At 51.4% G+C, this 11723-nt stretch carries 8 protein-coding genes, 7 tRNA genes and 1 rRNA gene (1 of these 16 running past the window's edge); all 16 read left to right on the top strand.

Features of this window, described 5'->3' with window-relative positions; all coding sequences use genetic code 11:
* Window positions 1–1299 (top strand): 23S ribosomal RNA (locus RJD28_14065); it begins 1594 nt to the left of the window's first position.
* Between the two features lie 250 nt (window positions 1300–1549).
* A tRNA-Asn gene (locus tag RJD28_14060) sits at window positions 1550–1621 on the top strand.
* Window positions 1622–1761: 140 nt separating this feature from the next.
* Window positions 1762–1833 (top strand) — tRNA-Glu (locus RJD28_14055).
* Window positions 1834–1854: 21 nt separating this feature from the next.
* Window positions 1855–1927 (top strand) — tRNA-Thr (locus RJD28_14050).
* Between the two features lie 13 nt (window positions 1928–1940).
* Window positions 1941–2014, top strand: a tRNA-Ile gene (locus RJD28_14045).
* Window positions 2015–2047: 33 nt separating this feature from the next.
* Window positions 2048–2121 (top strand) — tRNA-Asp (locus RJD28_14040).
* Between the two features lie 35 nt (window positions 2122–2156).
* A tRNA-Val gene (locus RJD28_14035) sits at window positions 2157–2229 on the top strand.
* A gap of 21 nt (window positions 2230–2250) precedes the next feature.
* Window positions 2251–2336: transfer RNA gene (locus tag RJD28_14030), tRNA-Leu, on the top strand.
* A 407-nt stretch (window positions 2337–2743) separates the two neighbouring features.
* Window positions 2744–4354 carry an ABC transporter substrate-binding protein gene (locus tag RJD28_14025; protein WNV57370.1) on the top strand — a complete coding sequence of 537 codons (1611 nt, stop codon included), beginning with the start codon at window positions 2744–2746 and terminating at the stop codon, window positions 4352–4354.
* Window positions 4355–4513: 159 nt separating this feature from the next.
* Window positions 4514–5446, top strand: coding sequence for an ABC transporter permease (locus tag RJD28_14020; GenBank protein WNV57369.1), 933 nt, complete (start codon window positions 4514–4516; stop codon window positions 5444–5446).
* Window positions 5446–6372 (top strand): ABC transporter permease, encoded by a 927-nt coding sequence (locus RJD28_14015; GenBank protein WNV57368.1) that lies wholly within the window; start codon window positions 5446–5448, stop codon window positions 6370–6372. Before RJD28_14020 ends, RJD28_14015 begins: the two co-directional genes overlap by 1 nt.
* A 12-nt stretch (window positions 6373–6384) precedes the next feature.
* Window positions 6385–7374, top strand: a complete 990-nt coding sequence (locus RJD28_14010) for an ABC transporter ATP-binding protein (protein ID WNV57367.1) — start codon at window positions 6385–6387, stop codon at window positions 7372–7374.
* Window positions 7371–8363, top strand: a complete 993-nt coding sequence (locus tag RJD28_14005; GenBank protein WNV57366.1) for a dipeptide ABC transporter ATP-binding protein — start codon at window positions 7371–7373, stop codon at window positions 8361–8363. Before RJD28_14010 ends, RJD28_14005 begins: the two co-directional genes overlap by 4 nt.
* Window positions 8364–8417: 54 nt before the next feature.
* Window positions 8418–9497, top strand: coding sequence for a dipeptide epimerase (locus RJD28_14000; GenBank protein WNV57365.1), 1080 nt, complete (start codon window positions 8418–8420; stop codon window positions 9495–9497).
* A 29-nt stretch (window positions 9498–9526) separates the two neighbouring features.
* The gene (locus RJD28_13995) at window positions 9527–10909 is read left to right on the top strand and encodes a transglutaminase-like domain-containing protein (GenBank protein ID WNV57364.1); all 1383 of its coding nucleotides are present in this window, start codon (window positions 9527–9529) and stop codon (window positions 10907–10909) included.
* Between the two features lie 197 nt (window positions 10910–11106).
* Window positions 11107–11658 carry a DJ-1/PfpI family protein gene (locus tag RJD28_13990; protein WNV57363.1) on the top strand — a complete coding sequence of 184 codons (552 nt, stop codon included), beginning with the start codon at window positions 11107–11109 and terminating at the stop codon, window positions 11656–11658.
* Window positions 11659–11723 lie beyond the last annotated feature (65 nt).

Genomic DNA, 11723 nt, shown 5'->3' with positions numbered 1-11723 from the left:
AAGAAAAGCCGCTATTGTTTATTATGAGCCCGTACCGTAAACCGACACAGGTGGATGAGGAGAGAATCCTAAGGCCGACGGGAGAAGCATTGTTAAGGAACTCGGCAAAATGACCCCGTAACTTCGGGAGAAGGGGTGCCTCTGTAACAGGAGGCCGCAGAGAATTGGCCCAAGCAACTGTTTAGCAAAAACACAGGTCTATGCAAAACCGCAAGGTGAAGTATATGGGCTGACGCCTGCCCGGTGCTGGAAGGTTAAGGGGAGGGCTTAGCGTAAGCGAAGGTCCGAACTTAAGCCCCAGTAAACGGCGGCCGTAACTATAACGGTCCTAAGGTAGCGAAATTCCTTGTCGGGTAAGTTCCGACCCGCACGAAAGGCGTAATGATTTGGGCACTGTCTCAACAATGGACCCGGTGAAATTGAAGTACCAGTGAAGATGCTGGTTACCCGCGCCAGGACGGAAAGACCCCATGGAGCTTTACTCTAGCTTGATACTGGGATTCGGTATTGCATGTACAGGATAGGTGGGAGGCTATGAAAGAAGGACGCCAGTCTTTCTGGAGCCGCTGTTGGGATACCACCCTTGTGGTACTGGGTTTCTAACCTGCCGCCATGAACTGGCGGAGGGACAATGTCAGGTGGGGAGTTTGACTGGGGCGGTCGCCTCCGAAAGGGTATCGGAGGCGCTCAAAGGTTCCCTCAGAATGGTTGGAAACCATTCGTAGAGTGCAAAGGCAGAAGGGAGCTTGACTGTGACACCGACGGGTGGAGCAGGTACGAAAGTAGGACTTAGTGATCCGGTGGTATAAAGTGGGATTGCCATCGCTCAACGGATAAAAGCTACCCTGGGGATAACAGGCTTATCACTCCCAAGAGTTCACATCGACGGAGTGGTTTGGCACCTCGATGTCGGCTCATCGCATCCTGGGGCTGTAGTAGGTCCCAAGGGTTGGGCTGTTCGCCCATTAAAGCGGTACGCGAGCTGGGTTCAGAACGTCGTGAGACAGTTCGGTCCCTATCCGGCGTGGGCGTAGGATATTTGAGAGGAGCTGTCCTTAGTACGAGAGGACCGGGATGGACTGACCTCTGGTGCATCGGTTGTTCACCAAGAGCATGGCCGAGTAGCCAAGTCGGGACGGGATAAACGCTGAAGGCATCTAAGCGTGAAGCCCCCCTCAAGATGAGATATCCCAGCGAAAGCTGTAAGACCCCTTGAAGACGACAAGGTAGATAGGGCAGAGGTGGAAGTGCGGTAACGCATGCAGCTGACTGTCACTAATAGGTCGAGGGCTTGACCAAAAGCACTTGGTGACTGGCGAGCGCGAAGCGCGAAGACAGAACTTAGTGCGTTGGTCGTTCGAATGAACGGATGTGAATTCGAACTTCCGACAGTGGTTCAGGTAGAATGTGAACTTAATAATTTGCAAAGCGAAAGGCAGCGAGAAGAAGCGAAGCGGATTCGAGCTGACTGCCGCGAAACAAGTTGGTAGGTTCAGGAAAAACGGATGTAATACAATATGTGGTTTTGAAGGTACATGCCTTTTTATATTCCTCGATAGCTCAATGGTAGAGCATTCGGCTGTTAACCGAAGGGTTGTTGGTTCGAGCCCAACTCGGGGAGCTGAAAATCCGGTATGAAATCAGTACTGGATTTTTTTATACAAATACTTGCAAATCCTTGTGAGATATGATAGTATTTATTGTGCCGCGAAGAGAGCAGGACAATTTTGTTCTTACTTCAAACAGGCGGACGAAATGTACGGCTCCATGGTCAAGCGGTTAAGACACCGCCCTTTCACGGCGGTAACAGGGGTTCAAATCCCCTTGGAGTCATTTCAGTAGAACAGCATATGTGCCGATGTGGCTCAATTGGCAGAGCAGCTGATTTGTAATCAGCAGGTTATCGGTTCGAGTCCGATCATCGGCTTCTTAAGAGATTTGGACCTTTAGCTCAGTTGGTTAGAGCAACCGGCTCATAACCGGTCGGTCCTGGGTTCGAGTCCCCGAAGGTCCATTAAGCTGTTTTATTGGAAGAATGTAAGAATATGGCCCAGTGGCTCAGTTGGTTAGAGCGTCGCCCTGTCACGGCGAAGGTCGTCGGTTCGAGTCCGATCTGGGTCGTTGATGAATGAAAGTTCATCGGCGTTAGTCGCCATGGGATCTTAGCTCAGCTGGGAGAGCATCTGCCTTACAAGCAGAGGGTCATAGGTTCGAGCCCTATAGGTCCCACTTTGAGGATTATCCTCGAATGCCGGCGTGGCGGAACTGGCAGACGCACAGGACTTAAAATCCTGCGGGACTTACCTCCCGTACCGGTTCGATTCCGGTCGCCGGCATGATAAAAAGAGTTCAGTTTTGAACTCTTTTTTTGTTTTTCTTTGTTTCTTTGGAAAATTCTTTTCGCACATCCCGCAAACACTGTATTTTTCAAATGAAAAAGCATATAAATACCTTATTTTTTTCTTGATTCAAGTATTACAACAAATAAAAATGGATAAAAAATATTGACAGGGAAAAATATTGCAAATATAATAAATAGGAGGTTCTTACTTTGGTAAATTTTTATGGTTTGAATGGTGAAACATACGTGGATTACTGAAAACATGCAAGCTAATCTGCCTGAACGGGCTTATGAAATTTCTGAAAATGAACCGCAATATAATCAAAAGATTCAAACGGAAGTGTGAGGAGAGCCTGCTCACCCTGACATGGATGTGAAGAAGCTTTCAAAGGAGAGGAATGAATGAAAAAGAGATTAGTAAGTCTTGCACTTGCGCTCGCTTTGACAGCTGGCTGCCTGACAGGCTGCGGCGGCTCCAAGGATGAGAACAAGGCAGATGCAACCGCAACCACCAACACTGCATCCTCCGAGGCAAGCGGAGAGAAGATTCTTCGCGTGGCATCTGAGGATCCCCAGGTACCGCTGGATATGCAGCTGAACACCTACAGCATCATCATGAAGGTGACAGACAACGTGACCGAGTCCCTGATGCTGACAAACGATAAAGGTGAGCTGGAGCCCACCCTGCTGGCTGAGATGCCTGTACTGTCTGAGGATAAGCTGACGTATTCCTTCACTTTGAAGGATGGTGTGACCTTCCACAATGGTGCACCGCTGACAAGTAATGATGTGAAGTATTCTCTTGAGAGAATGGTAAGCAAGTATAAGATGTCAAGCTTACTGGAGAAGGTGGCAGGATATCAGGAATTCTTTGATGAGCAGGCAGATGAGATTACAGGTATCGAGATTGTTGACGATACACACTTCAATATCCATATGTCTGAAATTTATACGCCGCTGTTATCTGCTCTTTCCACACCTTACTGCGCAATTTATCCGGCAGAGGCATGTGAAGAGGCCGGAGATAACTGGGGTATGAGCGTTCTGTACGGCACAGGCCCTTTCAAGCTGGTGAGCTATCAGACAGGCGTAGGTGTTGAGCTGGCGAAGAACGAGAACTACCATGGCGGCGAAGTGAAGCTGGACGGCATCAAGTACACCTTCATTGATGATCCGAACACCGGTGTTCTGGAATACCAGAAGGGCAATATTGATGTGGTTTACCTGGACGCTTCCCTGTACCCGACATACGCAAACGGTGATCTGAAGGATGAGCTTTACACCTTCAATCCGGTAGGTGGCTATTATCTGTCCCTCAATGTAAAGGATATCCCGGAGGTAAAGGTTCGTGAAGCAATGACCTACGCAATTGACAGAGATGCGATCTGCAACAGCGTCCTGTTTGGAACCGCTACCCCGAACTCCAACTTCCTGCAGGATGGCCTGATTGGTGCAGACGACAGCGCAGAGCAGTTCGCATATGATCCGGAGAAAGCGAAATCCTTACTGGCAGAGGCCGGATATCCGGATGGTTATGATTTAAGAATCACTGTAAATACAAAATATCCGACATCCCTGACCATTGCTACCGCAGTACAGGCACAGATGGCAGAGGCTGGCATCCGCGTGGAGATCGAACAGGTTGACAGCGCTGCATGGACAGATATGAAGAAAAATGGCGGTGTGACCTGCGGTATCGGTAACTGGTATGTGGACTACAACGATCCCGACAGCATGCTGTATCCGGTAAGTGATGGACGTGTAGACCTGAATTCCATCTTCTGGCACAACGACGAATTCAAGCAGCTGATGATCGATGGTGTGCAGACAGAGGATACTGCAGAGAGACAGGAGATTTACGCTCACGCAGACCACATTCTGACTCATGAGGAATTTGCAGTGGCAATGATCTATAACGAGACCATGTTCTATTTGAAGAAACCTTATGTAAAAGACTTCGCAGTTACCTTTACATATCGTACGATGTTTAACAACACAGATATTGAATACTAGTTTGCAAAACGAATAAACAGATAGGATATAGCTACGGCTGGACACATCATTTTGGCCGTAGCTATATCTTTGGTTGCAGAGAAAGCATCCAAAAATACAGCAGGACTGACCGATATTTGGGCAGCAGGAGGCTGTGAAGATAAAAAAGGAGGGACTTCCTTGTTTCAATACATACTAAAACGACTGGGACAAACGTTTCTGGTTCTGATCGGGATTACGCTGATCACTTTTTTGCTCTTAAATGTCGTACCGGGAGATCCGGTGGCGATGATGCTGGATAAGCGTGCGGATGAAGCCACCATTGAGAAGGTCCGTCACGAGATGGGACTGGATGTTCCTCTTCATGAGCAGTATATTGATTTTGTCAAGGGCGCGGTAAAGCTGGATTTCGGTACTTCTTACTTTACCAAAGAGGTGGTGACAGACGCCATCGTGCGCTGCTTTAAAGTAACGGTAAAACTGGCTGCCATGTCGTTTCTGTTCGCCGTGGTGCTCGGCATCACCTGCGGCATGATCGCCGCGGTGTACCGGGGCAGGTGGATCGATTCGGCACTCATGACGTTGTCTGTGGTAGGTGTGTCTGCGCCGTCCTTCTGGATCGCCATCATCTTACAGATCGTCATTGGACTGAAGCTGGATCTTCTGCCGATCTCCGGTTTTGACGGACCGCTGAACTACATTCTGCCGAGTATCGCGCTGGGCACCCGTTATGCGGGCAGCATTGCGCGTATCACAAGAACGAGTATGCTGGATGTCATCAAGCAGGATTACATCCGTACGGCCCGTTCCAAAGGCGTGAAGGAATCTGTGGTCATCATGAAGCATGCGCTGAAAAATGCCATGATCCCCATTGTCACCCTGGTTGGTACAGAGCTTGGCAACATGCTCACCGGCTCCATGCTCATCGAGAAGGTATTCTCCATTCCGGGCATCGGCAAGCTGGCCGTGGATGCCATGAGCAACCGCGACCTTCCGCTTTTGCAGGGAACGGTGGTATACATTGCCCTTGTATTCGTTATCGTCAATCTGGTCGTTGACCTTTCTTATGCCCTGATTGACCCGAGAATCCGTTACGGGAAAGGAGAGGGCTGATGAAGACAAATATATTTAATAAACAGAAAAAATTTGAACAGGAAGTCCTGTCCGGCGAGTATGCCGTTGGCGATATGGAATATTCCAGTTACTATAAAGACAGCTTCAAGCGTCTGAAAAAGAACAAGATGTCCATGTTCTGCCTGATCGTCATTGTTCTGTTGATCCTGATCGCGATTTTTGCGCCGCTCATCGCGCCCTGCGATCCGAACCTGCAGGATTACACCGCGATTTTACAGGCGCCGTCCAAACTGCATCTGCTTGGCACCGACGAGTATGGACGCGACATTTTATCGAGAATCATTTACGGAACAAGAGTTTCCTTAAGCGTTGGTATTCTGGCACAGGTCATTGCCACAATCATCGGTGTGACCATGGGATCTCTGGCTGCTTACTACGGCGGCTGGGTGGATACGGTGATCTCCCGTATCATGGAGATCTTCGCGGCGTTCCCGGATCTGATCTTCGCCATGGCGATCATGTACGTGCTGGGGCCGGGCATGAAGAATATCTTCGTGGCACTGGGCCTTCTGACCTGGGTGCGCACGGCGCGTATGATCCGCGGCTCCATTTTGCAGTTAAAGGAAAAGGAGTACGTGGAGGCTGCCAAGGCAAGCGGTGCGACACCGTTCTACATTATTACGAGACATCTGATTCCCAACTGTATTTCCACGATCATCGTGCTTGTAACGTTAGGCATCCCGAATGCTATCATGTATGAGGCATCCTTAAGCTTCCTCGGCATGGGTATCCAGCCGCCGACACCGAGCTGGGGTTCCATGATCAGCTTTGCACAGTCCTATATCAGTTACATGCCGACCTACAGCATCTTCCCGGGTATCGCCATCATGATCACCGTTATCGCCTTCAATATTTTTGGCGACGGTCTTCGTGACGCACTGGACCCCAAGATGAAGAATCAGTAAGGGGGAAGACAAATGTCAGAAAAACTGCTTGAAGTAAAAAACTTAAAGACCTATTTTTACACCGATGACGGTGTAGTGAAGTCGGTAGATGATGTTTCCTTTTCTGTAGAAAAAGGAAAGACGCTTGGTATCGTAGGAGAATCCGGTTGTGGAAAAAGTATCACCTCTCTTTCCATCATGCAGCTGGTAGAGACGCCGCCGGGAAAAATCGTGGGCGGCGAGATCCTGTACCAGGGGGAAAATCTGCTGGAGAAAAATAAAGATCAGATGCGAAAGATCCGCGGCGGAGAGATCGCCATGATCTTCCAGGAGCCCATGACTTCCCTGAACCCGGTATTTACCGTGGGAAAACAGATCATGGAAGCACTGATGCTACACACGGATCTGGACAAGGCCCAGGCGAAAGAGCGTGCCATTGAGATGCTGAAGCTGGTAAAGATCCCGCTGCCGGAGAAACGGTTCAACGAGTATCCCCATCAGCTGTCCGGCGGTATGCGCCAGCGTGTCATGATCGCCATGGCGCTGTCCTGTAATCCGAAGCTGCTCATCTGTGATGAGCCGACGACGGCGCTGGACGTGACGATCCAGGCGCAGATCCTGGATCTGATCAACGAGCTGAAAGAGAAGCTGGGCACCTCTGTCATGATGATCACCCATGATCTGGGCGTTATCGCAGAGGTGGCCGATGATGTGATGGTCATGTATGCCGGAAAAGTGGTGGAGTACGGCTCGGCGGATGATATTTTCGAATCCCCGAAGCACCCGTATACGGTGGGCCTGATGAACTGTATCCCGAAGCTGACGGATGAGGATCATACTCATCTGGCGGTGATCAAGGGCATGGTTCCAAGCTTTGACCAGATGCCCAAGGGCTGTGCGTTCTGCCCGCGCTGTGCGGAGGCCAGAGACATCTGCCGGGAGCGGATGCCGGAGCTGACCGAAGTGGATGGCCAGAAGGTACGCTGTTTTAAATATTCCAAGGAATGGGAGGACGCCAGATGAGTGAAGAAAGCAAAACACCATTGTTAGAGGTGAAAGATCTGAAAAAATGGTTTCCTGCGAAAAGCTCTGCGTTTTCCCGGGAAAAAGCATTTATCAAGGCGGTGGACGGCGTCAGCTTTACGTTAAACGCCGGGGAGACGCTGGGCGTGGTGGGAGAGTCCGGCTGCGGCAAATCCACCATGGGACGCTCGGTGCTGCGCCTGCTGGAACCCACCAGCGGTCAGGTGCTGTTTGAGGGTAAAGACTACACGGCGCTCAAAAGCGCGGATCTGAGAAAATCCCGTACCGATCTGCAGATCATTTTCCAGGATCCGTACGCATCCCTGGATCCGAGAATGACCATCGGCGACATCATCGGAGAGCCGCTGGACATCCAGTTAAAGCTGCCCGCCAAGGAGCGGATGCAGCGGGTGCTGAAAACCATGGAGCGCGTGGGACTGAACACCCGGTATATCAACCGGTATCCCCATGAGTTTTCCGGCGGACAGAGACAGAGGATCGGCATTGCCAGAGCCATTGTGCTGGAGCCGAAGCTGATGGTATGTGACGAGCCGGTATCCGCGCTGGACGTATCCATTCAGGCGCAGGTGCTGAACCTGCTTATGGATCTGCAGAAGGAAATGGGCATGGCGTACATTTTCATTTCCCATGATCTGAGCGTCATCAAACATATTTCCGACCGGATCATGGTCATGTATCTGGGCCATGTGGTGGAGCTGGCCAACAAAGAGGATCTGTATCAGCGGACGATGCATCCGTACACCACGGCGCTGCTGTCTGCGATCCCGGTACCGGACCGGAAGCACAAGAAAGAGAAAATCGTGCTGGAGGGCGATCTGCCAAGCCCGGCCAATCCGCCGGCAGGCTGCGTGTTCCACACCAGATGCTACAAAGCCCAGGAGATCTGCAAGACCCAGGTGCCCGAGCTTCGGGACTGCGGAAACGGCCACTGCTGTGCCTGCCATTTCCCGGAACAGCCCCAGGCTTAGTTTCAGACAATCCAAAGATATCAATAAAATTTTATTTTACGGGGGAATAGACCAATGAAAATTACAGGAATCAAAGTTCGTCAGGTGGAAGTACCGTTAAAGGAGCCTTTTCGCATTTCTCTGGGTGTGATCACACACTCCCGCAGTGCCATCGTATCTGTGGAGACCGACGAGGGTCTGGTGGGCTACGGCGAGGGCGCACCGGCCATCCTCATCACCGGTGAGAGCCTTTCCGGCACCAACGATGTGATCAAAGCCATGGAGCGTGACCTCATCGGCGTGGATCCCACCGATCTGGAAAAGGTATACTGGATCATGGACCGGGCAGCAGCCCATTCCGGCAGCGCCAAGAATGCCATTGATATGGCCTGCTACGACCTGCTGGGCAAGAAAGCCGGTATGCCGGTATACAAGCTGCTGGGCGGACAGAACAATTACATCGAGACCGATATGACCGTGGGCATCGACGAGCCAGAGATCATGGCTGCCAAGGCAAAAAAGCACGTGGAGGCCGGGTTTGACACCATCAAGACCAAGGTCGGCACTTCCTTTGACGAGGATATCGCCAGAGTAAAAGCCATTCGTGAGGCTGTGGGCGATGACATTAAGATCCGTGTGGATGCCAACCAGGCATGGACAGCGAAAGAAGCTGTTCGTCTCATCGAGCGTCTGAACGAGTACAATCTGGAGCTGGTGGAGCAGCCGGTGGCTTACCACGATATTGCCGGTCTGGAATATGTCACCAAGCATTCCATCGTGCCCATCATGTCCGACGAGAGCTGCTTCAATTCCAAGGATGCCCTTCGTCTGGTGGAGCGCCGTGCCATTGACTACCTGAACATCAAACTGATGAAGTGCGGCGGTATCCGTGAGGCGCTGAAGATCAACGCCATCTGTGAGGCAGCAGGCATCGAGGTGATGCTGGGTTGTATGGCAGAGGAGAGCAATCTGGGCATCACCGCAGCTGCCAGCCTGGGCGCTGCAACAAAGAACATCACCCGTGCCGATCTGGATGCAACCTTCTCTCTGTCCGAGCTGGCATTTGAGGGCGGCATGTATGTAGAAGACACGAAGAAGCTGGTACTTCCGGAAGTGCCCGGTTTCGGCTTCATCGGTTTTAAGGACGAGCAGTAAAAATCAATAAATGAGTGGAGGTGCGATTCATGTATCAGGATTTAGCTTTTATGAAGGTTCCCCTTCCGGAGGACGTTCTGAAATTAAAAACATATGGGGATTATGCAGGAGCCCAGAAAATGATCCGTTATTTCCTGGAGCATAAGGATATCCCCCAGGCGCTGCGCAGACGTCTGGAGATCGAGCAGGAAGTCATCGGTGTCATGGGCGCAGACGAGTACCCTTACGATTATGCAGAGGCACTGGACATTATGACCAGCCACCTGCGGGATTTTAAGGAAGAGGAGCTGCAGTATCTGAAAGAGATCAGTGCGGCTGACTGGATCTACATTGATGGAGAGGTGCATTTTCAGCGCCGCTTCTATGAAAACCTGATCAAGACCCGACCGGATCTGGCGGCCCGGGTCATGGTGGAGGATGTGGACGATGCCAGAGGCAACGCCCTGAAACAGAAGCTGCTCAACGACAACGTGCGCTACATGAAGGAGCACGGCGGAAGAACGGTACATACCCGCATCCGTGCCGCCATCAAAGCGAAGAAGGAATTCGAGGAAGTGGGCCGCAAGGTGCGCGTCCATCTGCCCATCCCGAAAGTGTATGAGCAGGTTTCCAACGTACAGATCCATGCGTCCAGCCCGGAGATCACCTACACGGCGCCGGAGGATGCCCCGCAGCGTACCGTCTATTTTGAGACAGCGCTACAGCCGGATCAGGAATTCATGGTGGAATATTCCTTTGACTATCATGTGAACTATGTGGAGCTGGATCCGGCTAAAGTGTCCAGAGAGCAGCCGGATTTCTGCCTGGAAGAGCAGGCACCCCACATCATGTTTACCCCATATCTGCGGGAGCTGCGGGATGAGCTGGCAGGGGAGGAGACCAACCCGGTGATCCTGGCCCGCCGGTTCTATGATTTCGTGACAACGAAGGTGATGTATTCCTATATGAGAGAATATTTCACCATCGAGTGTATCCCAGAGTACTGTGCGGTCAATCTGAAGGGAGACTGCGGCGTACAGGCGCTGCTGTTCATCACTCTCTGCCGCATGTCCGGTATCCCGGCACGCTGGCAGTCCGGCCTCTATGCCACCGAGTACTACACCGGCTGTCATGACTGGGCACAGTTCTATGTGGCACCCTATGGCTGGGTATTTGCAGATCCGTCCTTCGGCGGCAGTGCATGGCGGGCAGGAGAGAAGGAGCGCTGGAATTATTACTTCGGCAATCTGGACATCTTCCGTATGCCGGCCAACTCCGAGATCCAGAAGGAGTTCATGCCGGAGAAGAAATGGCTCCGCATCGACCCCATCGACAACCAGAGAGGCGAGTTTGAGTACGAGGATCACGGGCTTCGGTTCTCCCAGATCGAGGTATCCCAGGAGCTGCTTTCCATGGAAGATATCGAAAAATAAACAGGCAGTAGCCATCATGGCGGCTGTTGAAAAGAAAGGCTTCGAATTGCAGAAATGTGGTTCGGAGCCTTTCCTGAAATAAATATGCACCTATTGTTTTTTGCACACTGTTATAGTATATGGCGCACAGGAGTTGACAGCACAGAAGTTCCATGATACGCTGAACAAGGTGTAAAAACGAAAGGGGATGTGGCAATATGAAGAAAGCAGTTGTATTTCTTGCAGACGGCCTGGAGGAGATCGAGGGCCTTACCGTGGTGGATCTGCTGCGCAGAGCGGGCGTGCAGGTGACGATGGTTTCGATTAAGGAAAAAGAGCGGATGGTCACCGGTGCACACAATATTGTGATCCAGGCGGACTGCTGCTTTGAGGATGTGGATTTCGCAGACAAGGATCTGCTGGTGCTGCCGGGCGGCATGCCGGGAACGACCAACCTGGGCAGTCACGCCGGTGTGACCGGACAGATCCGGAAATTTTACGAAGAGGGCAAAATGATCGCAGCCATCTGTGCGGCGCCCACCGTATTCGGACAGATGGGCCTTCTGGAAGGACGGGAAGCGACCTGCTATCCGGGCCTGGAAGAAAAGCTGACCGGCGCAAAGGTGGTATATACAGAGGTGGCAGTTTCTGACAACGTGACCACCGGCAGAGGCCCGGGAAAATCCATTCCCTTTGCATTGTCTCTCGTTTCCCAGCTGCTGGGACAGGAGACAGCGGACGATCTGGCGAAGACACTGGTGTACGCATAAAAAAAAGCTGGTAATTTCGGGACGTTTATGCTATACTGTTAAAATGACTGTAAGTATGAATAAAT

This window comes from Oscillospiraceae bacterium NTUH-002-81 (assembly GCA_032620915.1).
Classification (GTDB): Bacteria; Bacillota; Clostridia; order Lachnospirales; family Lachnospiraceae; genus JAGTTR01.
This window is presented reverse-complemented; position numbering and strand designations above follow the sequence as displayed.

Excerpts from the sequence above, each read along its gene's own strand:
- RJD28_14025 (WNV57370.1), top strand. The coding sequence starts at position 2,744 with ATGAAAAAGAGATTAGTAAGTCTTGCACTTGCGCTCGCTTTGACAGCT.
- RJD28_14015 (WNV57368.1), top strand. The coding sequence starts at position 5,446 with ATGAAGACAAATATATTTAATAAACAGAAAAAATTTGAACAGGAAGTC.
- RJD28_14010 (WNV57367.1), top strand. The coding sequence starts at position 6,385 with ATGTCAGAAAAACTGCTTGAAGTAAAAAACTTAAAGACCTATTTTTAC.
- RJD28_14005 (WNV57366.1), top strand. The coding sequence starts at position 7,371 with ATGAGTGAAGAAAGCAAAACACCATTGTTAGAGGTGAAAGATCTGAAA.
- RJD28_14000 (WNV57365.1), top strand. The coding sequence starts at position 8,418 with ATGAAAATTACAGGAATCAAAGTTCGTCAGGTGGAAGTACCGTTAAAG.
- RJD28_13995 (WNV57364.1), top strand. The coding sequence starts at position 9,527 with ATGTATCAGGATTTAGCTTTTATGAAGGTTCCCCTTCCGGAGGACGTT.
- RJD28_13990 (WNV57363.1), top strand. The coding sequence starts at position 11,107 with ATGAAGAAAGCAGTTGTATTTCTTGCAGACGGCCTGGAGGAGATCGAG.